Source organism: Streptomyces sp. Ag82_O1-12, assembly GCF_900182715.1.
Taxonomy (GTDB): Bacteria; Actinomycetota; Actinomycetes; order Streptomycetales; family Streptomycetaceae; genus Streptomyces; species Streptomyces massasporeus.
The window spans coordinates 21,384-47,194 of the sequence record NZ_FXUW01000001.1 but is presented as its reverse complement, the minus strand read 5'-3'; the positions used below and the strand labels follow the sequence as shown (position 1 = coordinate 47,194).

At 68.7% G+C, this 25,811-nt stretch carries 19 protein-coding genes and 6 pseudogenes; 13 read left to right on the top strand and 12 right to left on the bottom strand.

Annotation, left to right across the window (positions count from 1 at the left end):
• The first annotated feature begins 118 nt into the window (after positions 1-118).
• Both QOL88_RS00265 and QOL88_RS00260 read left to right on the top strand, forming a co-directional pair.
• The gene (locus QOL88_RS00265; RefSeq protein ID WP_097214510.1) at positions 119-430 is read left to right on the top strand and encodes a hypothetical protein; all 312 of its coding nucleotides are present in this window, start codon (positions 119-121) and stop codon (positions 428-430) included.
• A gap of 782 nt (positions 431-1,212) precedes the next feature.
• Positions 1,213-1,617, top strand: a complete 405-nt coding sequence (locus QOL88_RS00260) for a DUF6336 family protein (protein WP_257027321.1) — start codon at positions 1,213-1,215, stop codon at positions 1,615-1,617.
• A 543-nt stretch (positions 1,618-2,160) separates the two neighbouring features.
• On the opposite strand, the pseudogene QOL88_RS00255 reads toward QOL88_RS00260, so the two are convergent.
• Positions 2,161-2,358 (bottom strand): annotated as a pseudogene (locus QOL88_RS00255) (helix-turn-helix domain-containing protein); the annotation flags it as partial.
• 229 nt (positions 2,359-2,587) lie between these two features.
• The gene (locus QOL88_RS00250; protein WP_283445866.1) at positions 2,588-4,006 is read right to left on the bottom strand and encodes an FG-GAP-like repeat-containing protein; all 1,419 of its coding nucleotides are present in this window, start codon (positions 4,004-4,006) and stop codon (positions 2,588-2,590) included.
• An 861-nt stretch (positions 4,007-4,867) separates the two neighbouring features.
• Between QOL88_RS00250 and QOL88_RS00245 the strand changes: the two genes are divergently transcribed.
• Positions 4,868-6,292: a cytochrome P450 gene (locus tag QOL88_RS00245; protein ID WP_097214509.1), complete on the top strand. Its 1,425-nt coding sequence runs from the start codon at positions 4,868-4,870 to the stop codon at positions 6,290-6,292.
• Between the two features lie 420 nt (positions 6,293-6,712).
• Here QOL88_RS00245 and QOL88_RS00240 read toward each other — a convergent pair whose 3' ends face one another.
• Entirely contained in the window at positions 6,713-6,862 is a 150-nt protein-coding gene (locus QOL88_RS00240) for a hypothetical protein (RefSeq protein WP_257027318.1), read from the bottom strand.
• A gap of 268 nt (positions 6,863-7,130) precedes the next feature.
• On the bottom strand, positions 7,131-7,700 hold the full coding sequence (locus tag QOL88_RS00235; RefSeq protein ID WP_097214507.1) for a TetR/AcrR family transcriptional regulator: 570 nt from the start codon (positions 7,698-7,700) through the stop codon (positions 7,131-7,133).
• Between the two features lie 70 nt (positions 7,701-7,770).
• Between QOL88_RS00235 and QOL88_RS00230 the strand changes: the two are divergent.
• The 5 genes and pseudogenes from QOL88_RS00230 to QOL88_RS00210 form a co-directional block, all read left to right on the top strand.
• A pseudogene (locus QOL88_RS00230) lies at positions 7,771-8,666 on the top strand (NADP-dependent oxidoreductase).
• A gap of 696 nt (positions 8,667-9,362) precedes the next feature.
• Positions 9,363-10,121 (top strand): MerR family transcriptional regulator, encoded by a 759-nt coding sequence (locus tag QOL88_RS00225; protein ID WP_097214506.1) that lies wholly within the window; start codon positions 9,363-9,365, stop codon positions 10,119-10,121.
• 471 nt (positions 10,122-10,592) lie between these two features.
• Positions 10,593-12,038, top strand: a complete 1,446-nt coding sequence (locus QOL88_RS00220; RefSeq protein ID WP_257027315.1) for a PP2C family protein-serine/threonine phosphatase — start codon at positions 10,593-10,595, stop codon at positions 12,036-12,038.
• Positions 12,035-12,403 (top strand): STAS domain-containing protein, encoded by a 369-nt coding sequence (locus QOL88_RS00215; RefSeq protein WP_097214504.1) that lies wholly within the window; start codon positions 12,035-12,037, stop codon positions 12,401-12,403. The genes QOL88_RS00220 and QOL88_RS00215 overlap by 4 nt, the downstream gene beginning before the upstream one ends.
• Positions 12,404-12,592: 189 nt before the next feature.
• Positions 12,593-13,119: pseudogene (locus QOL88_RS00210) on the top strand (transposase); the annotation flags it as partial.
• A gap of 20 nt (positions 13,120-13,139) precedes the next feature.
• Here QOL88_RS00210 and QOL88_RS00205 read toward each other — a convergent pair.
• The 3 genes and pseudogenes from QOL88_RS00205 to QOL88_RS00195 form a co-directional block, all read right to left on the bottom strand.
• Positions 13,140-13,738 (bottom strand): annotated as a pseudogene (locus QOL88_RS00205) (YdcF family protein).
• Between the two features lie 207 nt (positions 13,739-13,945).
• Entirely contained in the window at positions 13,946-14,707 is a 762-nt protein-coding gene (locus QOL88_RS00200) for a DJ-1/PfpI family protein (protein WP_097214502.1), read from the bottom strand.
• Entirely contained in the window at positions 14,704-15,690 is a 987-nt protein-coding gene (locus QOL88_RS00195) for a GlxA family transcriptional regulator (protein WP_097222776.1), read from the bottom strand. Before QOL88_RS00195 ends, QOL88_RS00200 begins: the two co-directional genes overlap by 4 nt.
• A 526-nt stretch (positions 15,691-16,216) precedes the next feature.
• Here QOL88_RS00195 and QOL88_RS00190 point away from each other — a divergent pair.
• Together QOL88_RS00190 and QOL88_RS00185 are read left to right on the top strand one after the other, a co-directional pair.
• Positions 16,217-16,396 carry a hypothetical protein gene (locus QOL88_RS00190; protein ID WP_097214501.1) on the top strand — a complete coding sequence of 60 codons (180 nt, stop codon included), beginning with the start codon at positions 16,217-16,219 and terminating at the stop codon, positions 16,394-16,396.
• A gap of 201 nt (positions 16,397-16,597) precedes the next feature.
• A complete protein-coding gene (locus QOL88_RS00185; RefSeq protein WP_179878718.1) occupies positions 16,598-16,903 on the top strand; it encodes an ATP-binding protein in 306 nt (101 codons plus the stop codon).
• A 135-nt stretch (positions 16,904-17,038) separates the two neighbouring features.
• On the opposite strand, the gene QOL88_RS00180 is transcribed toward QOL88_RS00185, so the two are convergent.
• On the bottom strand, positions 17,039-17,557 hold the full coding sequence (locus tag QOL88_RS00180; RefSeq protein WP_097214500.1) for a GNAT family N-acetyltransferase: 519 nt from the start codon (positions 17,555-17,557) through the stop codon (positions 17,039-17,041).
• Positions 17,554-18,300, bottom strand: a pseudogene (locus tag QOL88_RS00175) (IS256 family transposase); the annotation flags it as partial. The gene QOL88_RS00180 and the pseudogene QOL88_RS00175, both read right to left, overlap by 4 nt.
• A gap of 330 nt (positions 18,301-18,630) precedes the next feature.
• Between QOL88_RS00175 and QOL88_RS00170 the strand changes: the two are divergent.
• A complete protein-coding gene (locus QOL88_RS00170) occupies positions 18,631-19,527 on the top strand; it encodes an alpha/beta hydrolase (protein WP_257028022.1) in 897 nt (298 codons plus the stop codon).
• A 223-nt stretch (positions 19,528-19,750) separates the two neighbouring features.
• Here QOL88_RS00170 and QOL88_RS00165 read toward each other — a convergent pair whose 3' ends face one another.
• Together QOL88_RS00165 and QOL88_RS00160 are read right to left on the bottom strand one after the other, a co-directional pair.
• A complete protein-coding gene (locus tag QOL88_RS00165) occupies positions 19,751-20,353 on the bottom strand; it encodes a zinc-binding dehydrogenase (RefSeq protein ID WP_257027312.1) in 603 nt (200 codons plus the stop codon).
• Between the two features lie 543 nt (positions 20,354-20,896).
• On the bottom strand, positions 20,897-21,454 hold the full coding sequence (locus tag QOL88_RS00160) for a COG4315 family predicted lipoprotein (protein WP_097214498.1): 558 nt from the start codon (positions 21,452-21,454) through the stop codon (positions 20,897-20,899).
• A gap of 1,449 nt (positions 21,455-22,903) precedes the next feature.
• Here QOL88_RS00160 and QOL88_RS00155 point away from each other — a divergent pair.
• Positions 22,904-23,563, top strand: a complete 660-nt coding sequence (locus QOL88_RS00155) for a hypothetical protein (RefSeq protein ID WP_257027311.1) — start codon at positions 22,904-22,906, stop codon at positions 23,561-23,563.
• A 248-nt stretch (positions 23,564-23,811) separates the two neighbouring features.
• Here the strand turns inward: QOL88_RS00155 and QOL88_RS00150 are convergent, their stop codons facing one another.
• Positions 23,812-24,228 carry a hypothetical protein gene (locus QOL88_RS00150; protein ID WP_097214497.1) on the bottom strand — a complete coding sequence of 139 codons (417 nt, stop codon included), beginning with the start codon at positions 24,226-24,228 and terminating at the stop codon, positions 23,812-23,814.
• Between the two features lie 167 nt (positions 24,229-24,395).
• On the opposite strand from QOL88_RS00150, the pseudogene QOL88_RS00145 reads away from it, so the two are divergent.
• Positions 24,396-25,395 (top strand): annotated as a pseudogene (locus QOL88_RS00145) (zinc-binding dehydrogenase).
• The last annotated feature ends 416 nt before the right edge of the window (positions 25,396-25,811 follow it).

Here is a 25,811-nt window from a genome sequence, read left to right as displayed (position 1 = left end):
CCGGCCGTCCTCGGCTCTCTACAACACGGGCCCCTGCCAGACTCTTGGCAGGGGCCCGTGGTTGAGAACGGCTCATCGAGCGCTGCTCTTGAGAGCGGCCACCAGTAGGCTCCGCCGTATGAGGAGAACCGGCACGCGTCAGGCTCAGCTGAACCGGCTGTGGGGAGCTGCGTGCGCTTTCGCCGGCATCTTCTTCTTCGTATGGGCTGTGTCCTTCGTCAAAGCGAACGTGCTCAACAAGGGTTTGCGAAGCCGCTGCGAGGCTTTCCATGAGACCAGTTTCCCTTTCGAGAATTCCTGCATCCATGGCGATGGCACGGTTGAAGGCGCGAACGGCCTGATCCTCGAGGGAGCCTTCTTCGGCTCGATGACCGCGGCCGCGGCATGCCTGATAGTCACGTTCGCGATTGAGGCGACCCGGAGGAAGTAGCACCACGAGTGCGTGCACCAGAGGGGATTACAGGCGGCGACCCCTTTGGTTCCTGTTGCCGACGACGTTGCGTTGTGCCCGAACGTGCCGACAAGCAGTCCTCAAACGCAGAGGGCCCCCCACCGCTGGCTGTCTCCTGCCTCTGGTATTTGTGGCGGGATCACAGGTAGTCGAAGAAGCGGATCCACCACGTCGGGGGTGCTCGGGCGGGTAGTAGGAGACGAGGTCGCTGACCCCGTCGTATCTCGTCCGGAGCAGGTGTTCTGAGACGACGGTGTGGCCGAGGGCTTCGAGTTCTTCCACGACGCGGAGTCGGTCGGTGGAGTGGCAGGGCTCACGCTCCTCTTCCTCGTTGTAGCTCCCGGGATTGCCCAAGGTCACCACGGCCAGATTCCCGAAGTTGCAGTGCCCAGGTGCTCTTGTCATCGAGGGGCATGTACGTCTTCTTATTGGAGGCGGCGGGTGGCTCGTTGGCTGATCTCTGCTGTGCAGGCGGCCCAGTCTCCGGCGGCGGTTCGCTGCCATGACATCGCCACCGCGGTGCAAATGCCATGGCGATGACCGTGTTTCGGCGGACCCCACGGCAGGTTCACGCCGATGCCCAGTCGACTCCGGGGTCGGCGAGGGCCTGGATGAGACGCCAAGTACCGAGGCCGACCGAGGCCTGAACGACACTGCCAGTACGGGCCCTTCACTGCAGGGCTGTGCACAACTCCAAGCTTGAGCCGAGGCGGCCGGAGGCGGTGTGATCCCGGTGGCGGGGCTGGATTATGGTGCCACGTATGCGCACCGAGGACGCGATCATCCGGCCCTTGCTCCGTGTCCGGGAGGTGGCGGCCCGCGGGACTCTGTACGGGCTGGCCGCTGTGGCCCTGCTCGGGGTGGCTTCCCTGTTCGTCGGCGATCACCACGAACGCAGAACGCTCCTCGGCGTCGTCGGATTGGGCGCTGCCTTCATGGCCGTGGCCGGGATTCTCCTCGGGCTCTTTTTCTGGTGGACCTGCGGGGGAGACATCCGGCGCTGCCGCGACTGGCACACCGTCACGGGCCAGGCCGGGCCCGTCACGGTCGCGGCCCCGGTCCTGCTTCGGGTCGGGGTGCTGGCCCTGGTGCTGTTCCCCGGCGCTTTCGGCCTGGACTTCCTCGTGGACGGCGCCGAGTACGGCAGCTGGATGTACGGTCACTGAGTTTCGCGCGCCCGGCCCGGGCGGGGGATGACGAGGGCAAGGCGGACGTCGGTAACGGCTTGGGAGGACTACCCCGGCGGCCGTGCGGACGACGCCTCCTTTGGCTCCTCGTGCGATGAGAAGCCATGGCTTCAAGCACCGCTGAAGACTGGCTGAGCGCTCGGCTCCCTTGCGGGCGTGGCCTTGGCCTCACCGGGTCCAGGTGGGGCACCGGATACCGGCGCACCCCTCAAGGTCACCCCGCTGCCGACAAGGTCCAGCGCTCCGAGCCGGCGTAGCACCGGGAACAGGACCTGTTGGCCGGGCATCGCCGCATGCAGCACACATCGTCGGGACTCTGCGGGCCGAGCAGCGAGCGGCCGGCCAAGGCGCCGGGCCTGATCCGCCATGCCGGGAAACAGCAGCCGGAGCTGCGTCGAAGCCGGAAAGCCGGGCACGGTGTCCGTCGCCCGTTCGGTGCGCAACGCCGGCACGCATCCGCGGCACACCCCATCGTCGCCCAGGTGCTGCTGGTACCGGCACCGGGGGCCCATCCCGCGCTGCGCGTACGGGCCACGGTGCATCGCAGCGCCTGGCAGATAAGGTCCAGGTCCTCCAGCCGCACAGTCACCGGTGGGCCGCCCCACAAAGCGGACACCTTGCTCAACGACGGATTGAAGCCCACCCGCCGGAACGCCGCCGGCAAGACCGTCGGCCGCCAGTTGTCCTGCCGCGCCGCCCCCAGCGCAGATACCACTTCACCGAAGGCGCCCTGTGTCCGCCACCAGCCGCTGCCCGGCCCGCTCGGCCGGAGCCCGCCGCGTCCGCCTGCTCCGGATCCCCTGCGCGGTCAGGAGGTACAGCACCGTGGTCGTACTCCACCAGTGGCCCAGCAACCGCAGCACCTCCCACAGCCAACAGATCGCACGCACAGATCATCTACGAACCGTGCGTACTCCAGTTGCGAAGTGGGCTTCGGGGTTCTTCCGCTTCAGCCGAGGAGGGTTTCGCCGATGCCGGAGGCGGAGGAGAGGCCGTATTGCTTGGGGCCGTAGACGCTGACGTTGCTGGTGTTCAGGCCGCTGCTGGCGCCCCGCAGGTGCCAGAGGGCGCCGTTGCCGCGGTCTTCGTAAGGGGCGGAGACGGCGAGGTCTGCCTTGCCGTCGCGGTTGAAGTCGGCGAGGTGAACCTGGGAGCCGAAGACGTCGTTGTTCTCGGTGCTGCCGGGGATCCCTGTGGTGTCCTGTGAGTAGCGTGCCGCGCCGGTGGTGGTGAGCCCGCTGGCGTTTGCGCGCAGTACCAGTACGTCGCCTGCCCTGATGGCCCGGCCGAGGGTCTCGTAGGGGATGCCGACGGCGAGATCTGCGCGGTGGTCGCCGTTGATGTCGTCGATGGACATCGCCGCGCCGAACTCGTCTTCCTTCTCGTTGGCGCCGGGGATGCCGGCGGTGTTCTGGTGGTAGATGCGGCCTGAGGGGGCGAGGCCGCCATCGATCCGGGGGTCGCCGTAGCGGACGGTGATGTAGCCGGATCCGTTGCTGGGGTCGGCCAGTCCATTGGGGTTGAGGCGGGGGTTGGACAGGGCGATGGCGAGGTCGTCGCGGCCGTCGCCGTTGAGGTCGCCGGCCGCCACGTGGTCTCCGCCGGCGAGCCGGGCCTGGGCGGTGAAGGAGTCGGTGTCGGCGGTGCCGGGGGCCTGGCTGTAGACGAGGGCGGTCTTCTGCTGGACGACGGCCAGTTCGCTCTTGCCGTCGCCCGTGAAGTCGCCGGCTGCGAGGTGCCCGCTGCTGGTGGAATCGGGGCCGGTGACGTCATGGCCGGCGGGGGCTTTGGTGCGGGTGAACGTGCCGGAGTACAGCCGCAGGGATGTCTGCCCGCTGACGGCGACGTCCGGGCGCGAGTCACCGGTGAAGTCGCCCACGGCGATGTCGGTGCCGAACAAGCGCGAGGGATACGACGGTCCCGATGGCAGCGCGAGGGCACTGCGAAACGGTGAGGAACCGCCCCACAGCACGGTCACAGAGCCGTTGCCTGAGGCATCTCCTTCGCTGCCGACCAGCAGGTCGGCGTACCCGTCGCGGTCGAGGTCGCCGCTGGCCAGGCTGCTGCCGAAGAAGTCCTGGTACCCGGGTGTGCCGGGGATGCCGGTGGAGTTCTGCGTGATGTAGACGTGCTTGGCCGTCAGGCCGTGGGCGGAGCCGAAGGTGAGGAGGACAGCGCCGGCGTCCTGCTGTCCGCTGATCGTCTTTCCAGGCATGCCGATGGCCAGGTCGCGGTATCCGTCACCGTTGAAGTCGTCGGCCAGCTTGGACCCGGCGGCGACAGCCTGGTCGGCCGAGACGGCCACCAGAGAGCCGGTCAGACAAGCCGCGAGGGTGGCTGCCACGGCAAGACGGACTGAGTGACGCACGAAAGCCTCCTGTTTCACCGCAGACGCCGATGACGTCCGCGAACCGGAATGGTGGTCCGCAACCCGGTGTTCGGCGGGCTCCCCGCTCGATCACACGACGCGTAACAAAGAACAGACGCCCCACCATCACCGATGGTTGTACCGCCTTCCGCGACGCGATCGGCTTGCGTCCTGTGCCTCCGGCCAGGTGGTGCGTTGAGGACACGGAGAGCCGCGGACGTACGCAGTCGGCGCCGCCCTTTTCGAACAGCATGCACGCCTCGGGCGGTGCTGGGAGGCCCTGGTACGGGGTCCGGAGCGTCTATCGGTTCGGCCCTGCTCGGCGGTAGCAACGAGGATCGCGCTGATGCCTTTATGAACGGAACGCTGTGGGGAATGCTCGGGTCCAGCCCGGCTGGGTCCTGGCTCGGACGTGTCCTCGGGTAGGGCGGCGACTTACGAGACCCCACGCATCAGAAGGGAGCGGGCCATGAAGCGAGATAGGTCGAATGTGCGGTGTCGTTGGCGCGGCACGCTCGCCTGGGGGCCTTCGGTGGCATCGTCGCGGGGCCGCTGGAGTACTTGGACTCCGGGCCGGCTGGAATGTTCTTCTGGCGCTTGTGGTCGGTGCTTTGGCCGGAAGTGCCGTGGGCTTCCTGTTCCCTTCCTTGCTGAGTCCCCGCCCGGGGAACGCGACGGTGCCACCCCCCGCTCCGGTGCTGCGCATCCGGCCCGAGGGCGCCGCGCCGGCCGCCCCCGACGGCCCGCCGTTCCAGGGCCCGTCTTCAAGCAGACCTTGCCCGGAGTGGGGATGACGCGAGATTGAAGGCGGCATTTTGCCGGGCGATGTTGGGCAGATAACTCGGCCGTAGCAACCCTGACATGAGGAGCTTCAAGGCCGTGACCGCCTCACCCACCACACCTGCCCCTGTCCCGACCGCGCCTGGAGGGCTCCCTCTGATCGGGCATGCCCATCATCTGATCCGAACTCCACTGCCGTTCATCACCTCGCTGCGCGATCACGGCAGCGTGGTGCGCATACGTCTGGGGCCGACCCCCGCGTACGTGGTCACCGACCCTGTGCTCACCCGCACCGTACTGGTCACCGAGGCAGCGCACTTCGCCAAGGGCGGAAAGATCTTCGATGTCCTGCGGGGCGTCTTCGGTGACGGTCTGGCCACGGTCGCCGACGGCGACACTCACCTGCGTAACCGCCGCCTGATGCAGCCCATGTTCAACAAGGCCCATATCGCCACGCGCCGTTCGGCCATGATCGACCAGGCCAGGTCCATGGTCGGCGCATGGGAGGAGGATCAACCCCTCGACGTGTTCTCGAACATGAACGACGTCACTCTCGCCGCCTTCCTCGTCGCTCTCTTCGGCACGGATTTCCCAGCGAACCTGCAAGGGGAGTTCACCACCCTCATGCCCCCGCTCATGAAGGAGGCGATCCGGCAGACCGTCCTGCCATCGTGGGTGACCCGGCTCCCGCTGCCCGCGAACCGAGCCCACAATCGCCGGATCGCCCGTCTGCGCACCGTCATCGACCAGGCCATCGACCACCGTTCCAGCCGGTCGGCGAGCACACCCCCCGCTGACGTCCACCACCCGGCCGAAGCAGCGGGATGCCCCCACCAGGCCGCCGCCGAGCATGACCAGGCCGGACTGTTCGAAACCCTGATGGCGGCCGAGGACCAGTTCACCCGCCAACAGCTCCAGGACGAAGCCATCACCTTGATGAACGCGGCGATCGAGACCACCGCCACCGCCCTCGCCTGGACCTTGTACGAGCTCACCCGACACCCCGATATCGAACAGCGTCTGCGTGCCGAACTCGCTGCCGTCTGCGACGGCCGGCCCTTGTGTCAGGAAGACCTCGACCAGCTCCCCTACGCCCGGCAGGTCCTCCAGGAAGCCGTCCGCAAATACGGGCCGGCCTGGATGGTGACCCGAAAGACCACCCGGGACATCGACCTCGGCGGACACCGGGTCCCCCGGGGCGCCGACATTGTGTGGAGCCCCTACCTCCACCAGAACGACCCCGCCCACTTCCCCGAACCGGCCACCTTCGACCCCGACCGCTGGGCCTGCGGTCGTACACCCTCGACCCGCGATTCCTTCTTCGCCTTCGGAGACGGCCGCCGCAAGTGCATCGGGGAGAACTTCGCCTGGGTCGAAATGCACATCATCCTCGCAACCCTGCTGGAGGCCTGGCCCCGTCTCCGCCTCGTCTCCCGCCCGCCCCGTGCGGAGACAGCCATCACCATCAAGCCGGACAAGCTGGCCATTGCCTTCGGAACGTCTTGATCGCCAGGTACCGTCCGTCCGACCTGGAGTCCGCGACTCACACTGCGATCTCCTCGTGGACCTGACCAACTGGTAGAGCATCTGGCTTCGCGGTCGAACTACCTCGCGCCGACTGCAGCGGCGCCGCACTGGGGCGGCCCGGACCGCCGCCGTGGGGGCCGCGGACTTCGTCGTCCTCGTCCGGTTCAGGCTGTCAGGCATGGATACACAGAGCCGTATCGGCGGCGGGCAGCGCCGGGTCGGTGGACGACACCGCCGACGGGTCGTCGGGCGTACACCACGGGCGCACGGACGTCGGGGAGTACGGGGCGGAGCGGGACCCGGCAGCAGAAACTCGAACCGCGTGCCACGCCTCCCACCGCTACCGGGTGTGCTGAACCGGGCCGGGCGCCCCGCGCCACCAGGCCCGGCGTCGGTCGCTCAACGGCGTAACAGGTCGAGCCGGAGGTCGGCGAGGGCGAAGGCCCGCTGGAGTCCTTCCACCAGGCCCCGGTCGATGCGACAGAGCCGTGCTCGCTGGTCCCGCTGGAGCAGCTGGTGCGCGCCGGCCGGACCGACGCGGCGCTGCACCGCCTTGATGCTGGTCGGGGTCTTGCCGATGTTCGTCGCCGGGATCGGGTCCGTCAGGTGGTCGGCGAAGTGGTGCTGAACGTCGTCGTACGACGCCGTGTTACCGGTACAGAACGATCAAGGTCGGTTCGCGCACTGATCCGCTCTGTTGCTGAGGTTCGGCGAGACGGCGCCGGGTGGGGGCGAGTCGTGGCTACGGTCCGGCCGTTCCGGTGGAAGTTGCGGAGGGGCAGATGATCTCCCGGGCCCGCCTTGATGATCCGGAAGATCAGGTGACCTCCCAAGCCGCCTCGATCATCCGGAAGATCTCGTCCACCGCGGCCTTCGGGTCGGCCGCCTCACGGGCCAGCGAATGGGCGTCGATCACGAACCTCGCGATCGCCCGGCAGGCCGTCATGGTCGGTGACCGGTCGGGATCGGCGGCGATGGCCGTGGCCAGCGACTGCGCGTGGCGCAGTCTCATCGACTCCTCGTACTTCCGCAGGGCGGGTGATGCGTCGATCATGCGCCAGACCGGGGCGGCGCTGTCCGCCGTGCAGTGGCGCACCAAGGCCAGGATCTCGCGGCGCAACGCGGGGATGAGCGGCTCGTGCGGCGCCCGGTCGGTGACCGCCCGCGTGAGGCGCTGCTCGAAGTCTTCGTCCTGCTCGAACACCAGGGCCTCTTTCGAGGCGAAGTGAGAGAAGAGCGTGGTGACGGCCACGTCGGCCTCGGCAGCCACGTCACGGATACCTACCGCGTCGTACCCGCGTTCCAGGAAGAGCCGCAGGGCGGCGTCCGCGATCTTCTGGCGGGTCACGGCCTTCTTGCGCTCACGGCGTCCGGTCGGCACAGTCACGCCCTCACGCTACCAGCGTGCAAATCCGTAACGGGTTCAAAACACTATCCGTTAGTGTTACGGTCGACGTATGAAAAAGGTGAGCTTCGCCAAGTTCGGTGGTCCGGACGTCCTGCAACTCGTAGATGCCCAGGAGCCCCACGCGGGCCCCGGCCAGATACGCATCGCCGTGCGGGCGGCAGGCGTGAACCCCGTCGACTGGCGGATCCGTGAGGGCCAGGTCCTGGGGGCCCACCCGATCGAATTGCCCTCCGGAGTCGGCCTGGACGCTTCCGGGGGGGGGTGGACGAGGTCGGTGAGGGCGTCGACGAGGTCGAAGTCGGCGACCGCGTGTTCGGCGAAGGGTCGAGCACCTATGCCGAGTTCGCCGTGCTGTCCGCCTGGGCCCCTATGCCCGAGGCGCTGACGTTCGAAGAGGCGGCCGGGTATCCCTCCGTGGTGGAGACCGCGCTGCGCGTCATCCGCGAGGTCGGCGTGCAGCCCGGGCAGACGCTGCTGGTCAGCGGTGCGTCCGGGGGAGTCGGATCGGCGGTGCTGCAGATCGCCCGTGACCGCGGCATCACGGTGATCGGCACTGCTGGGGCCGCGAACCAGGACTACCTACGGAGCTTGGGCGCCCTCGCCACGACGTACGGCGAGGGCTGGGCCGAGCGGGTGCGGGCGGTCGGCCATGTCGACGCGGCTCTCGACCTGGCCGGCTCGGGCGTGATCCGCGAGCTCGTCGAGCTGACCGGGGATGCGCAGAAAGTGATCTCCATCGCCGATCTCGATGCGCCGGAGTTCGGTGTCCGATTCTCAGGCGTGGCCGGGAGCGTGCCGGAAGCGCTCGCCGAGGCCGTCGGCCTCATCTCGCGGGGCAAGCTCCACATCCCAGTCGAGAAGTCGTACACGCTCGCCCAGGCCGCGGCGGCGCACATCGACAGCCAGGCCGGTCACACGCGCGGCCGCCGGGTGCTGGTCGTCTGAAGCCGGCTATGCGTCGCCCTCAAGCACAAAGTGAGGGCGACGTCCGCCCGGATCCCGCGAGGCCGCTCTCGGATCACCTTGCTGACCATATGAAGACGGCACCGAGGCGGACTCCTGCCGAGGCGTCCACGGGGGTCGGCGGCCTGGTCCGCGGCTGCGGGATCACTGCTCGGATCCCGCACGAGGCCGGTTTCCCCTGCCGTGGCTTTTGCCGCAGCGCCCCGCCCATTAGCCGCCCGCCCACTAGCTGTCCGCCCGATAGCGTGGTCGATGTTGTGCGGCGGGCCCTTTGGGGTCGGGCAGGGCTATGGAGTCCACGGTCCCGATGTCGACACCTTCGCCCGGCACAGGGCAGTTGGAGAGCACTGCCCGCCGGGCGGTGCACAGGGCAGTGGGAGAGCACCGCCCGCCGGGCCGATGGGGCCGAACTCACCCAGCACACCCCGCTGGCTTTGTTCTCGAGAGATGACAGCGTTTCTACGCGGATTCGGGAGGTGCCCAGGTCCTGGGCGGGGGCCGGACTGTTCTCGCGTTTCGGCAGCGGGCGGGAGCTGTGCCGCCGTGGGGTAGACCGTCGTGTCCGTTCGATTGCGAGGACTGCGGGTTTCGGGGTTGTAGTTGCCGTTGCGGCAGCTTCTACCGTCGGGAGCAGGGCCGGAGAGGCCGGCCCGGCGATACATATGTGCGGGAGTGGTGATGGACTGGTCGATCGCGGAGGTGGCCCGGATGTCGGGCGTGACTGCCCGGACACTGCGCCACTACGACGAGACCGGCCTGCTGCCGCCGGTCCGGATCGGCACGAACGGTCACCGCTACTACGGGGAACGCCAGCTGCTGAGGCTCCAACAGATCCTCGTACTACGGGCGTTGGGTGTCGGGTTGGCGGAGATCGGCCGGATCCTGTCCGAGCAGGTCGACGAGGTGGACGCCCTGCGTAGTCACCACCGGCGCCTCCTTGCGGAGAGGGACCGGATCGAGGTCCTGGCCGGCACCGTCTCCCGCACGATCGCCGCACTGGAGCAGTCCAGGAAGGACGACCGTCCTATGACTATCAACCGTCCGGAGAACCTCTTCGGGGGTGTGACGCCCGCTCACTACGAGGGCAACATGCGCGACTATCCCGAGCTCGCCCACGAGGTCGGACAGCGCGCTGCCACGATGAGCCAGGTCGACGCCGACGCCGCGCACCGTGAGCGCACGGCGCAGATGATCCGGCTGGCCGAACTCAAGACCGCGGGCCACCCGGCCGACGCCGCCCCCGTCCAGGCCGAGATCGACGCCCAGTACCAGGCCCTGACCGAACTGCGCGCTGTTTCGGCCGGGGACTACCGGGCCCTCGCACGCTCCATCGTCGACAACGAGACCTGGCGCGCCGCATACGAGGCCATCACGCCGGGGCTCGCCGTGTACCAACGCGATGCCATGGTGGCCTACGCCGCCACCCGGCTGAACTGAACCACAACGCAGCCGCCGTCGAGGGTGCCGGCGATGGCGGCTGCGCTGTGTCGCGGCAGGCCATCGAGGTTCGATCGCGAGGGCCGGCGGCCGCCACCTCAACCGGGTGCTGCCCATGGTCATGAACAACGACTTCCTTCATGGAAGTCCCGTCTCCCGGCGAGTTGAGCGACCGGTGTCGGAAAGTCGTGAACACAGCCACCGGCACCCTCTCCACCGAGTGGGGTTCACCGGCCGGAAGTGGACGACATCGTGGGGGAGTGCGTGGGCACTGTCACGTTGGCTGACCGCGAGCGCGTACGTGCCGGGGGGGGGCACGGGCTTCTTCCGCAAGCTTTGCCACCGGCTGCTCGGCGGCGCCTCCTGAGCGCTGGGGGCGTTCGGTAGGGTTGCGGGGTGCTGGCTGTCTGGCCGGTGCCTTCCTGGGGGGATGACGAGACGAGGAACATGCCGGAGCAAGCGAGCCCGCCTGTGATAGCACCGAGCGGTCCTCTGGCCGCGCCGGTCGAGGCGGCGCGGATGGCGGCGGTGCGCCGTTACGACATTCTCGACACTCCGCCGGACGGCGCCTACGACAGAGTCGCGGCGCTGGCGGCACGGTTGTTCGAGGTGCCGGTGGCGACGGTGACGATCGTGGACGAGGACCGGATCTGGTTCAAGGCCGCGCACGGCCTGGAAGGCGTCAGCGAGATCGGCCGCGATCCGGGCCTGTGTGCCTCGGCGGTCCTCACCGATGACACCACCATCATCCCCGACACTCTGCTGGACCCGGTCGCCTGCTCCAACCCGCTGGTCGCGGGCCCGATGGGGGTACGGTTCTACGCCGCCGCTCCGATCATCACCGCCGACGGGTACCGGCTGGGCACGGTCAACATCCTCGACACCCGCCCCCGCGAGATCAGCGAGGCCGATGCCTCCACCCTCGGGGACCTGGCCGCGGTAGTGCGTGACCAGCTTGAGCTGCGGCTGTCGGCCCTGAACGCGGTACGCGCCGAGCAGGAGCGCCGCAAGGTCGAGCAGGAGAAGCGCCAGGCGGAGGAAGAGGCCCGCCAGCGTGCGGAGCGGGACAAGGCGGCTATCGCCGCGTTCGCCTCTACCCTGCAGCGCACCCTGGTGCCGCCGGCGCTTCCCGCGGTACCGGGCCTGGAGCTGGCCTGCCATTACAAGACCGCCTCCCCGCAGGAAGTGGGCGGTGACTTCTACGACGTCTTCCCCGTGGGCGGGGGCCGGTGGGCGTTCTTCCTGGGCGATGTGTGCGGCAAGGGCGCCGAAGCCGCCTCGATCACCTCACTGACCCGCTACACGCTGCGGGCCGCGGCTCTCGTCGACGCGGACCCCACGGCTGCGCTCAAGGCCCTGAACACCGCGCTGCTGCTGGACGCGGCGGTCGGTACCCGCTTTTGCACCGCCGTCTTCGGCCTGCTCGATCCGGCCCGGGAGGGCGGTTTCACCATCACGCTGGCCACCGGCGGTCACCCGCCCGCCTACCACCTGAGCCCCGTCGAGGGCGGCGGCGTGCGGGTGGAGGCGGCCCGCGCCAAGGGCGGCATGTTGGTCGGCGCGTTCGCCGAGGCCGCCTTCGCCTCACGCACCCTGCACCTGGCCCCCGGCGAGGGACTGCTGCTGTACACCGACGGGCTGACCGAGGCCCGCACCGCCGATGGCCGCATGCTCGCCGACACGGGCCTGACCGACTTCCTGGCCCGGCGGCCGGCGCCGGTCAGTGCCGGCGCCCTGATCGACGACACCGTCGCGCTCCTGGAGACCCTCCCCGACACCGAACGCGACGACGTGGCCCTGCTGGCCCTGTCCGTCCCCACCCCCGACGCTGCTCCCGCCGGCATCACCGCCACCGCCCACAGCGCCGCCGCACCGACCGCCGACGTCTCCGTCGGGCAGGAGAACCCACGCCCATGACCGACGCATTCCACATCGACGTCCCGCACACCGACGGTGCCCTGGCCGTGATCGCCCTGTCCGGCGAGTTCGACATCGCCGCCGCACCCGCCGTACGGGCTCGCGCCCTGGAACTCATCGCGAACGGCTACCCTGACCTGGTCGCCGACCTCTCAGGCGTCACCTTCTGCGACTCCTCAGGACTGGGCGCCCTCGTCGGCATCTGGCGCTGCGCCAAGGACGCCGACGGCTCCCTGACCCTGGCGGCCATCCCCGACCGGCTGAGCCGCCTGCTCAGCGTCACAGGGATGGACACCTTCCTGCCCGCCTACTCCAGCACCGACGCCGCGCTCGGCGCACGCCAAGGCAACCGCACCACCGCCTGAGACCCCTCCTCCGCCCGGTGCGCCAGGACGACCACCAGGCACACCGGCCGCAGGAGCCCGGGCCGCACCGTGGCCAGGAGGCCGGCCACTGGGTGCACCGATGGCGCGCACCCAATGCCGTGGTGCGCACCGACGACGTCCGGCACCCACTCGACTGAGTGGAGTCCACAGGCCGGGAGCGGATACCACCGTGCTCGGCATCCCGGACGTAAGCGGTATCCGGACCGGCTGGTGTTCCAGGGCATCTCGTTCGTGTTGCACACCGGGATCGCCTGGGAACATCTGCCGCAAGAACTCGGCTTCGGCTCGGGCATGACCTGCCGGCGCCGCCTGGCCGAGTGGACCGAGGCCCGGGGTATGGCGCCGACTGCACGTGGTGCTCCTGGCCAAGCTCCGCAGCGCGAACGCCCTGGACTTCTCCCGGGCGGCGGTCCACGGCTCTCATGTCCGAGCGTCAAAAGGGAGCTCCAAGACCGGACGAAGCCCCGTCGACCGGGGTAGGACGCAGCAGACACCACCTGGTCACCGACGCCACCGGCATCCCACTCGCCGTCACCCTGACCGGCGGCAACTGTGTGGAGCGCGCGTTCGCCCACCTGCACTGGTTCCGACGCCTGCGGATCCGCTGGGAGATCCGCGACGACATCCACGAAGCCCTCCTCACTCTGGGGTGCAGCATCATCTGCTGGGGCCGGCTGAAGAACCACCATGCGTGAGGCCAAGCGACAGCGGCTGTCTACAGCGAGACCTTCCGCTCCTCGGCCCTGAGGCCGCGGAGTGTCCAGAGTCCGTACAGAGCCAACAACGGCTTGACGACCATCCACTCGCCAGGACGGTAGTCAGCCGCGCGCACCAGCCTCTCTGCAAGATCGGGGCGCTGACGCCGCAAGTACGCACGGGCCTTGAGCGCATGAACCGGCTGGGAGGCGATTTTGATGCGATCTACGTCTTCGAGCAGGGGGATCACGTTCGTGATGTTCTCCCACGTCGTCGCGCTTCGGTCTTTGAGGAGCACCGTGCCGTCGAACTCAAGCACTGACTTCGCGTGGTCAGCCATCAGCTGGGCCTCCGTGGCACCTGTGCTGGTCGCACCGCCGCTGAAGATCACGAGGTCCCAAGCACATCGTCAGCGGCGATGGATCGGGTTCCAGCACGGACTCGCCATCGGTTGATCAAGTTCGCCGTAGCTTGGGGATTCCGGTACCCCAACACCACCACGGCCGCGCAGGCGCCCCCGCTCCTCCCCACGAGCGCTCGAGACCAGCGCCAGTTCAACCACTCGCCCCAGGCCAGGGCTGCAACCCCAGCTATCGCCAGTCCCGTCCTTCGCCGCATGCGGCGACTCTAGGACACCTCGGTATCAGGCCGCGAAAGGAACCGGTCATGTTACAGACGGCGCATTCTGTCAGGAGTTCTTAGCGATCACTCGGATCGGAAGTGTCGATGAGAAGTGACAACACCGCAGCCGTAACCGATCCAGGCCCCCTGGGCCTGGGGGCGGTGTGGCGGGCGTGCCTGTCCGCTCAACGGCTCGCGCTTCGGCTACACCTGCGAGGCGGCGAGCAACTGCAGTGCTTTTTGCTTCAGTTGGGGACTGGCCTTTGCGGCGTTGCCGGAGTCGAAAGGGGGTTGGGGGTCGTATTCGACGGCGAGTTGAATCGCCTTGGCCGTGTCGTCGTCTGTGATGAGGGAGGCGAGATACAGGGCCATGTCCACTCCCGCCGACACCCCGGCCGCAGTGATGATCTTCCCTGAGCGGACGTAGCGCTGCGGCAGGTACGTCACGTCGAACGTGGACTGGAGGTACTCGGCGGAAGCCCAGTACGTCGTCGCCCGCCTTCCGTCCAGCAGCCCGGCCGCGGCGAGGATGATGCTGCCGGTGCACACGGAGGTCGTCCATCGGCTGTGCCGGTGGATCTGGCGGATCCAGCGCAGGAGCGCCTCGTTGTTCATCGCCGCGACGGTGCCGCGGTTGCCCGCGCCCGGCACGAGGAGGACGTCGAGGCGGTCCACATCGTCGATGGACTGCTCAGCGACCACGGCCACGTCCGCTGTGTCCGTGCGGACCGCGCCGCGCTTCTCGGCGATCATCGTCACGGTCGCGTCCGGCAGCCGGGACAGCACCTCGGCCGGACCGGTCGGGTCCAGCAGGCTGTAGCCGTCGTACAGCAGGATCCCGATGTTCGGCCTCGCGCCTCCCCGCGGAACGGCGTGTGCCCCCGTCGGGGCCGCGGCCGTGGCGGCGAGGGCGGCCGTGGCCACAGTCCCCCTAAGGACGTTTCTGCGTGTTGTCGAATGCCTCATGGCCCGGGAGTCTTCTGCCTCGGCGCGACGCGCGCAGCCGGCATGTCCGGCATCCTGCGAATCCTGTCCCCCGTGTACCCGTAGTGGTCCAGGAACGCCTGCCGCAGCGTCTCCGCCGACCCGAAACCGCAGCGACGGGCGATCGCCGCCATGGACAGTCCACTGGACCGCACCAGATGTGCCGCTGCTTCGGTGCGCGCCACGCGCACGGCCCGTGCCGGAGTCGTACCGAGGTGCGCGGTGAACAGGCGTGTCAGGTGCCGGGGGCTGACTCCCGCCCGCCCTGCCAGCGCGGCGGGTGTGAGGTCCTCGGCCAGATGACCGGCGATATGGCCCACCAGGTCCCGCACCAGCCGGTCCTCCGGCGGAGGAGCGGCGAGGAACATGGAGATCTGCGACTGATCGGCCGGCCGGTGCAGGTGGGTGACGAGTTCCCGGGCGACGGCACGGGCCAGCGTCGGCCCGTGGTCGTCCTCGATCAGCGCCAGGGTCAGGTCGAGTGCGCTGGTGACCCCGGCCGAGGTGTAGACGTGGCCGTCGCGTATGTAGAGAGGAGCGACGTCCACGGCCACGGCGGGGTGACGCTCGGCAAGTCGTTCCCCCCACCCCCAATGGGTCGTCACCCGCCGGTGGTCCAGCAGTCCGGCGGCGGCGAGCACAAAGGCACCGGTACAGACAGAGGCCACCCGTCGACTGAGTCCGGCCAGCCGGCGCACCTGACTCAGTAGGCGCTCGTCCGACGCCGCGTCCTCACAGCCGATGCCGCCCACCACGAACAAGGTGTCCAGATGCCCCGCGACCGTCTCCAGCCCCTGCCCCGCTCCCATCACAATCCCCGCCGAGCTACGGGCGGCCCGACGGCCCAGGGTCCCCAGCTCGACGGAGTACGGCGGCTCGGCGCCGTACCGGTTGGCGATGTCCAACGCACCACTGGGACAGGCGATGTCGAGGATCTGCGCACCGTCGTAGCCGACGATCAGCACGCGCCGCTTGTTGTCCATGCCCCGATACCAGCACATCCCTCAATGCCACCCGCGGGCGCGGCAGCGATGGTTCAAGACCGTGGACGGCTTCCTGGAAGCGGGCCGCGTGGCTCGGACGAAACCGAAGTCCACCTCCGCCTCGGCTCCCGGCCTGTGGGCCTGCGCAATGAACGCGCGCGTACAGGTCGCTCCTGGGCTTCGGGGCAGAGGAGAGGAGCTTTCAGCGCTCGCCTCACCGTCCCGTCTGCACCAGTGCGGGGCCGCGTTCACCGGCGAACGGTGGGAGGCGACCGAACGCGTCGGCTGGGGCGCGGCCCCAGAGCCCCACCCGGCTCTGTGCGGGGACTGCGGCCGGCGCCACGTCACCGACCTCCAGCAATCCTGGCCGGACGAGCGCCCGCATCAAACAGGCTCAGGAGCCGCCTGAGCCAGAAGGCCGGCGGAACCTGGCTCTCCCGCTTCCGCAGGTGACGCATGGCGCCCGCGTCGACCCGCCCCACGAACCGGCCCGGGCACCCTGGACGGCGTGACCAGCGCGCCGATCGTCGTGCACCGCATCACGGGCGGGCCGGAGAGTCACCGTGCACGCGGCAGGGACGAGATCCTCGGCACCGCCTACGGCGACCACGACGTGGTCGTGTTCCTCGAAGGCGACGGCGTCGCCGAACCCGAGGCCGGCCTGGACGACCCGCATCGGGTGGAGTGACGCGGCGGCCCCGCCCACGAGTTCAGCGCAGCCTGACGCCCTGCGGCAGCAGCCGGGCAGGGCGGACCTGCCCGGCTGCGGTGGCTACTCCCAGGGGCGCGGTAGCGCGTGCCAGAGGGTTCTGAGCCAGTCGGGCGGGTGGGTGAGGAACGTGTCCACCAGTCGGGCCGTGATGGACCGAGCGGCACCCTGGGTGGTGCCTTGCGTTATCGCAGCGCTCAGGCCGGCACCGACAGCGGGCTACTGCGGGACAGGTCTGCCTGGTTGGAGCTGCGCATCAACGCCCGCGTCATGGAGATCGCCGTGTGGGCCAGAGACCCCACGGTTCCCACGGCCCGGCCTGCCGATCCCGGCCGGATCGGCGAGCACGGCCCGGAGATCGTCAAAGCCGTCACCGAGGAGCTGTTCACCGAGCAGGAGCCGGCCGGCAAACGCATCACGGCCCGCATCGCCCTGTCCGAAGCGAAGGGCCGTCCCGTAAATGATCTTCAGGTCCTCCTGGCATGATCACGGCGTGACCATTGAGCGTGTGCAGCCTGGCCCCAAGAAGTGCGCCATGTTGTCGGCGGGGTAGCTGCGGGAGGCCTACCGGGGCGAGCGGCCGGAGAGCGAGTAGTAGTCAAGATCTGTGGATCGTTGAAGTCATCGTCTGATGCTCCGGTGCCATCGGATCTCGCCTTCGTGCCATTCGTCGGTGGGTGTGAGCCCGGCGGCAGTGGCGACGGCGACGGATGCCCGATGTTCGGGGTGGATGTGGGCGATGACGGTCTGCACCGGCTGCTGGCCGAGCCAGGCGACGAGTCCTCGGGCCGCTTCGCTGGCGATGCCTCTGCCCTGCCAGGGAGTCCCCACCACCCAGGCGATCTCGGCGATGAGTCCGTGGCCGCAGGAGCTGACCGTCGCCTGGACGGTGCCCGTCAGGCAGGATTCGTCGCGAAGCCGGATCACCCAGTTCAGCCAGGACACGGCCGGGTCGGCAGAGCCTGCGGTCATGTGCTGGTAGCGCGAGCGCAAGGCCCCGGGGGTGTCCGGAGTGCCGCCGATGAAGGTGTGCAGAGCCGGGTCGGACAGCACCGCGGCCATCTCCTCGGCGTGCTCGACGGCCAGCGGCAGCAGGTCCAGCCGCTCGGTGCTGATGGCCTGGGCCGCGAGGGGGCTCACGCTGCGACCGCCTCGGGGCGTTCGACGAGCTGACCGCGTTCGAAGCGGGCACCTGCCCGGACGAGGGCGACCACGTGGGGCGCGTTCACCACCCGCCACCGCTGCTGGGCGGACTCGACGAGTTTGAAGACCATGGCCAGAGCGGCGGGGCGGGAGCCGGCCCCGCGAGTGACCTCGGTCCGCAGCCGGACGGTGGAGAACGTGGACTCGATCGGGTTGGTGGTCCGCAGATGGATCCAGTGCTCGGCGGGGAAGTCGAAGAACGCCGGCATCTCAACCTCGTCGTCGGTGATCTTCTTGACGGCCTTGGGGAACTTCGCGTAGAGCTGAGCGAACATCTTGATCGCCGCCTCGGCGTGGTCGCGGTCCTCGGTGTTGTGGATGTCCTGGATAGCCTTCTTCGCCCCCGGCTGCGCGGACTTCGGCATGGCATCGAGCACATTAGCGGTTTTGTGAACCCAGCACCTCTGCTCGCGGGTTTCCGGGAACACCTCGGCCAGGGCCTTCCAGAAACCCAGGGCCCCATCGCCGACTGCCCGGACGGGGGCGCGCATGCCCCGGCGGGCGCAGTCGCGCAGCAGGTCGGCCCAGGACTCGCCCGACTCGCGGTAGCCGTCTTTGAGCGCGATGAGTTCCTTCGAGCCGTCGGCGTGTACGCCGATCAGGACGAGCACGCAGGCTTTGGCCTCCTCCGGACGGACGTTGAGGTGGATGCCGTCGGCCCACACGTACACGTAGTCGACCTCCGCCGCGCGCTCAGCAAAACCCCGCCGCCTCACATGATCCCCGCCCATCTGACGGCGGTTCCCGCCATCCCCCTCACACCGAACGGCAAGACCGACCGTGAAGCCGTCAAGCGAATGCTCAGGTGACGGGGGAGACCAGCTCGGACAGCAACCCGAAGAAGGCCGTCACAAGGTGGTGCCAGACCCACCCCAGCAGGGGTGTTGGGCCGCTGGTGCGTCCAGCAAGGCCGCCCCTAGCTTCGGAACATGACTGATGCCATGAGCGAACAACGAACGGGTACCACCAGGCGGACGGCGCTGCGCGGTCTGGGACTCGCGGCGGGGGGCATGGCCCTGGCCGGCGGTCTCGGAGCCTCCCGAGCGGCGGCTGAGCCTCGTCACGGGCCCACCACCTACGTGCTGGTGCACGGTACCCACAGTGCCGGCGCGTTCTGGATGCCGATCGCGCGGGAGCTGACGCTGCGCGGCCATCGCGCCGTGATGGTGGACCAGCCGCGGCACGGAGCGGAGGCTTTCGTCCCGGACTCGTATCAGCGGCAGGACCCCGCAGCGATGGCCGTCGAGCCTTCCCCGCTGAAGGGCCTCGGGCTGGACGACTATGAGGCGCGCGTCACGGGTGTCGTGCGGCGCGCGGCGCGGTACGGCTCGGTGGTGCTGGTCGGGCACAGCCTCGGCGGCGTATCGGTCAGCCGCGTCGGCAATGCCGTCCCGCATCTGCTTCAGCACATCTGCTACATGGCGGCTTTCTGCCCCAGCCGCGCCCTGCCCACGGCAGACGCCTGCACGGCGGCACCCGAGAACGCCAATGCCGTCAGCCCGGTCGAGATCATGGTCGGTGACCCGAACCGGCTCGGGGTGCTGCGGCTCAACTTCCGCACGGGTGACAGCCGTGAACTGGCCCTCCTCAAGGAGATGATCTGTGCGGACTACCCCGAAGCCGAGTTCCGCAGGCTCTTGGCCGGCATGCAGACCGACGAGCCCATCGCCGCTTATGCGGGCCGAGCGGTCGGCCGAGCTGACAGCTGGGGACGCATTCCCCGCACCTACCTGCGCTTCGGCAAGGACCGTACGATCGCCACCGCGCTCCAGGACAGGATGGTGGCGGAGGCCGACGCACTGACACCCGGCAACCGCTTCCGCGTCCACAACTTTCCCGACGCGTCCCACGTGGGCCCTCTGGGTCCGGCCTCCCTCGCAGAAGCCCTGGACAAACTCGCGGCGTAGCGCAGCCTCGCCGGCCCGCTCGCGGCGCCGACGAGGGGTCTGACCTGGTCGTCCGTCCGGCGCGCCGATCCGTCGAACAGGGACGTGGAGCGCACCGCGCCGGAGCTCTCACCGGCAACTCTTCGGGCAGGTGATGCAGGCAGCGCATCATCACCGAACGCCAAGCCCCGTCCCCGGCCCGAACGCCAAGCCGCCGTCCCCGGCCCGAGAACCAAGAGCACGATCAGGCCGTCCCCGAGCAGAAGACCGGCGGCACCTGACTTCCTCGCTTCCGCAGGCGGCGCCGGCAGGGGGTGAGCCTGACCTCGAGCACGAGCTTGCCATTCGTCGTGCCCGACTCGATACGGCGGTGGGCCTCGGCGGCCTGCTCCAACGGCAGGGCTCGGCACGTACCAGCAGGTTCATCCTTCGCTGCGGCGGCCACCGCGCGGCGCAGTGCCTGGCCCGCCTCCCGGGGGGAATGCGGCGGAGAAGGCGGCCAGGTTGAAACCGGAGACGGGGTCTTGTTGGTGAACCACAGTTCGTTGGCCGGGAAGCCGACGTCCTCGGCGTCCGAGGCGTTGCCCATCACCATCAGCCGTCCCATCGGGGCCAGCCGGTCCAGGCTGGCTCGGCGGGCCGGCCCGCCGACCACGTCGACCACGACGTCGAACTCGCCGGCGTCGGCGACCCGGTCCCGAAGGATCACCTCGTCGTAGCCGAAGCTCCGGGCGGTTTCGACCTTGGCTTCGCTGCCGACCGTGCCGACCACGCGGCCCGCACCCAACAGGCAGGCGGCCTGGCCGAGCTGGCTCCCCACGCCGCCGGCCGCCAAATGGAGCAGCACGCTTGCTCAGGGCTCGATCCGGGCCACCCGGTCGAGCGCGAGGAACGCGGTGTTGCTGTTGGACGGCAGGCCGCGGCGACCTCCATCTCGATGCCCACGCCGTCCAGCGGCGCGACCAGGTCCGCGGAGGTGACCACCACCTCGGCACAGCCACCACTGCCGACAATCGTGAGCCCACCGGCTGCCCTACGACAAGATCCTCGACGCTCTCGCCGACGGTTCGGATCCGCCCGGCCACCTCCGGTGCTCGCGGAGGAGCAGGCAGGTCGGCCTGTTCTCGCTGCGGCACCGAGCTCTTAAGCGTCTTGCGCTGCCTGCTTTTCTCGACGTGCGGGCGTGATCGTCACTAGGGCGCCGACCCCACCGTGGAGCGCTGCACGATCGACTCCCCCGCGGAGGCCGGCGTCTACGTCTCGGCGGCGGCGTCGGCGATGAACTGGTGAACATCTGCGGTCCGTTCTCGCGAACAGAGCCAGGCTGCGCCGGTTGGGAACGAGAACGGCATGGAATCTCCGAGCGCTGGCGGGCCGGACCGGCTGAAGGTCAGTAGCCGCCGTCGTTGGTCTTGGGCTTGGTGGTGATCTTCTTGCCGTCGGGGTCGACGACGAACCACTTGGCACCGAACGCGTCGACGTCCTGCCCGTTGGCGTCGCCGGCCTTCTGGTCGTCGACGAACCGGTACAGCGGGTGCCCGTTGTATGTCACCTGCTCGGAGCCGTCGTCCCGCTTCGTGGTCTTGAGCAGGTCCTTCTTCAGTCCCTTGCCCGCGGTCAGTGTCGACTTGACGGTGAACGGCGGCCACGCCTGGGCACAGTCGTCATTGCACTTCGACTGGTCCTTAGTGTCCTTCTCGAAGAGGTAGAGGGTCCGGCCCTTCTCGTCGACAAGCATCTTGCCGTAGGTGCCGGCCTTTACGTTGACCGCGGGGCCGGCAGACGAGGTCGCCGCCGGCACCACGTTGGTGTCGAGGCTGTCCGCCGCGTTGCCGGTCTCCGTACCGCTTGCACTGCCTTCGTCACCGCCGTTCGAACACCCAGCCGCCGCGGCGGCGACCAGCAAGGCGGTGACCAGCGGCGTGGCCGTCCTGATGTGCCGTTTCATGAGGGTCTCCTTGATTGTCGGCCGCCCGGTGGGCGGCACGCAGCCCGCACATCGGGGCCGCGAATCTCAGTGCACCTCAGAGCCGACGGACCGACCAACCGACCGGGTCCGTTCGGAGTGCGTTTGTCCGGTCTCGCGGAGGGTGAGGCACAACGAACCCCAGACCTGCATACCTCAGATGAGGTGAGGCCCTCCGAGCAGATGCCTCGGCTTGCGCGGGGCTGCCCCGCCTCAAGCGAGACCGGACATAGGCCCTGCGCCTACCGTCCATCCCGGGGCCCAATCGCTCCGATAGGGTTAAAGGTGAAGGTTAAATGGTTTGGTAAAGCAGCTAGGGTGAGAGCACGAAAGGAGCTCGCCCCATCGCATCCGACGAGGAGCTGGCAGCCACTGCCCGAATCGATGAGGCAGGAACTGGAGGCGGCCGTGCAGCGGCGTTCATGCCGCAGGACTCGCCGGACGTGGAGACCGGGTAGCCAAAGGGGCATCGCCGGGGGCTGCTTCTCGCCTGATTCAGTGGCCCTCGGCCTGGAGAGGCAGCAGCATGCACCACCTGATCGAAGTACAACTCGATCGGCAGCAATCTGCGCTACCCGCCATGATCGGCACCCAGCAGGCGAAGGATCCGGACGGCCAGTGGCCCATGTGACTGGGTGGAGCACAGGGCCAAGTCCTACGGGATGGAGGATCCTCAGGGAGTGCTGGAATCGCTTCCGCGTATCGGCTCCTCCGGATCGCCCGGACCTCCTACGGCTTCACCTCGGCGGTCCCCCGCATCCTGGCGGAAGACACCCGGATCGCGCTGACGGTCGCCGCAGCCTGGGCCCTGGAAGAAGCGCGATCCGACCTGGGGGAGCCCTTCATGCAGGTGCTCCATCGCATGATCGCCCTGTGGCGCAGCGCCCCGCGGACGGCCCGGCAAGTCGTGGCTGTGAACCCTCAGTCTGCCGTCGTGCGGATGCCACAGCAGGAAAGGACGGCCCTGCGGTCGTTACGGAGGAAGGGCGCGCTTTCTTGGCATTCTCAAGTTCTTCGAGATCGAGGCCCGGTTCCCGGAGTTCATCGAGGAGTTCCCGAAGCCTGCTGTGGAGTACGTTACCGGGTTGGTGAAGGTCCCTGCGGCCGAGCTCGAGAAGTACGACCTGGCGGGCGCGAAACGGCACCGCAAGCAGATCCGAGAGGCACTCGGGTTCCGACCGGCGATGTTCAAGGACGAGGACTGGGACTCGATCTCGGCGTCCGTCCGCGCAGCATTTGCATGGCGGACCCCGGCCCAAGCTGACCCGATGCTCCGCAGCCCACCAGTCATCAAGCCTCTACCGCGCAGGCAGATCCCGCCACGGCACCCCAGTCCGGTTCCGGCCCGGGTCGCTGTAGCGTGCTTGCTGAAGGAAACAGGCAGCAACAAGCGGGACAGGAGCGGGAATGCCAGGTGGCATACACGGCAGCATGATGACACCGGCGTGCAGGGAGCAGGAGCCGTCCGTCGAGGCTGTGGCACCGTGGAAGTCGGTGCGGCGTACCCTCGCGGTGGTGGTCCTCGGGTGGGCGGCCGCCGCGGGCACCGGCGGCGTCGCGTACCTGACGTTGGGGTCGGAATGGATCCCTATCACAGTCGGGGTGGTGTTGTGCCTGGCATTCGCCGTGGCGCTGATCTTGCTCCATCGGGCCTTGTGGTTGACGGTCCTGTCTTCGGTGCCGGCGCTCTTCGTCCTCGTCGGGGCTGTGCAGTACGCGCCTGAGGCGGCGCTGGAGTTGCGCGGTGTACGGGAGAACGTCGTCATCGTGGCCGACAGTGCGGCGGGAACGTCGAGTAATAATCACCGCTTCACACTTCGCACCACGAACGGAGACGAGCTGCAGGAGAAGCTCGGCTACGACGGTGACGTGTGGGTTCCCGAGGTAGGGGACCGGCTCGACGTCATTCGTGATCCTAAGGGCGATGTGCCGATGGAGCAGGCGGATGACGTGGATGCTGCGGGGCGGATGGGTGGCCTGATCGCCGGTGCGGCGGGCTGGACACTGATCGCGGTCCTGGCGGGCTGGCGTGGCCACGTCCGACGCCGCCGAGGCCGTGGCGAGTCCTTGCTGCTTCAACTCGCATGGTGAGGGCGGTTCCCAAGGAGCCACCGAGCTGACGAACGTTCAGCTTCCCCTGAGCCCACGGGAATCCAGGGAGCCCCCGCTACCCCCTGGTCCCCGGCGACAACCACCTCCGCCGGGGACCGCAGCCTGATCCCGGCGCTCGAAGTCCTACGTCAGCGGGCCGCTGGGATGTCCGCCGTCGCCCGCCGACCAGCCTTCGCTGCACATGCTCGGTCCTTGCGGCGATTTGACGTCGCCGACCGGTGTGCTGTTCACCTCAGGGTGTACTCGCACATGTGCTTGCCGTCGGCGCCACCGGCATCCTCGACTACCTTCTTCCCGTCGACGGTGATCGTGCAAGGAGCAGCGCCGAACTGGCCGTTGGACAGCATCACCGGCCCCGGCACGACGGACACGGTGATCCCGACCTTGCGTTCGGTGCTGTTCAATGTGAGTCTGTCCGACTTCTTCCACGGCAGCGTGACCTGCTCGGAGCCGTTCGTGTCGAGGTTGTAGGAGACGCTGGACTTGCCTTTGCCGCCGACTTCGAGGGAGACCTCGTACGTCTTGTCCTGGCCACCGGCGGCCGGCGTTGGCGACGACGTGGGCGTGCCCTTTTCGGCGCGCTGCGTCTTGTCGTTGCCGCTGCCACATGCGGTCATCAGCGCGGCCGCCGCGATCAGCGCCACTATGGTCCTCGCCCTGGGCATGCGTGTACTCCCCGTCGTACGGTTGTGACCTGCTGCGTTGCATGATCTCACCTCCACCAGGCCTTCGATCGGCGGGGCCCCGCAGAGAAGGCGAGCTGCCCCGAACCGCCTGCCCGCGGGTTCCAGTCCCGTCCTACGGTCCCGTCGTGACCGAGAACGCGATCACCGTCCAGCAGACCGCCCGCCCCAACGGCTTCCCCACCACCGAGAACTTCGCCTTCGTCGAGTCCGCGGTCCCCGATCGTGGGGTCGGCACCGCGCTCGTGGAGAACCTCTACTGGTCCGTCGACCCGTACCACCGCGAGATGATGGACGACGTGCCCGGAGGCTTCGCACTCCACACCACTCGAGGGCCGGACCCTAGGGCGCGTGGTCGCCTCGCGGACGCCGGGGCTGCCCGAGGGGAGGTCGTGTTCCACCGGCGGGGCTGGCGCACGCACTCGGTCGTCCGACCCGAGGAGATCCGCAAACTCCCTCGCTTCGACGGGGTCCCCCCTGACGGCCTACCTGAGCGTCCTCGGCGGAACCGGACTGACCGCCTACGTGGGCCTCACCCGCATCGCCCGCCTCCGCGAGGGCGATGACCTCTTCGTCTCCGTCGCAGCCGGCGGCGTCGGCATGGCCACCGGTCGGCTCGCCCGGCTGCTGGGCGCCGGTCGACTCGTTGGCAGCGCGGGCTCGGCTGCCAAGGTCGATCACCTGACCTGGGAGGTGGGCTACGACGCGGCGTTCGACTGCCACGACGGCGCCGCTGAACTGCTCGCCAAGGCCGCACCGGAGGGCATAGACGTCTTCGTCGACAACGTCGGCGGAGAACAACTAGCCGCCGCAGTGGGCGCGTTGTGGGAATTCGGACGTATCGTCCGGATCGGCATCATCAGCCGCTACAACACCCCGGACGCCCCTCCGCCGCACTTCGACTACTCGGACATCGTGGAGAAGAGCCTCCGCATCGAGGGCTTTATGGTCTGTAACTACCGTGACCTGCAGGACGAGCTGTACGAGTTCGCTGTCCCCCATCTGCAGAGCGGCCGGCTGGCGCTGGACGAGACAGTGCTGGACGGGTTCGAGCACATGGTGGACGCATTCCTGAGCTTGCTGCACGGCAAGAACACGGGAAAGATCATCTTGCGGAACCATGCGTAGGCCTGGTCCGGCCGTCGCGGGGCTTCGTACGCATCGAACATGTCCTTCATGCGGCCACCGCGGACCGCTCGACCAGGAGAGCACGCTTCGAACGCGGTCGTCTTGTCGAACGGCCCAGGCAGTCGGAGCCCGACCGACCGAGGAGATGGCACCAGGTGCGGCAAAGTCGACGCGGCCGTCGAACCGGGCCGACGCGCGTGCCACCGCCTGTTGCGGGGTGAGGAAACGACGACGGCGTTTCTGCACCGACTTACGGGAGAACGGCGCGCACCAGCGCCGTTCTGCCACGACGACCATGACGAGCGAGGTGCTCTGATCGGGAACGTTCGCCGGGTCGGTGCAACGGGACGAGGTACCAGAGCCGTTCGGTAATGTGTTCGTCCGGGAGGGCCCAAGCGGCTGCTGTGGCAACGGCA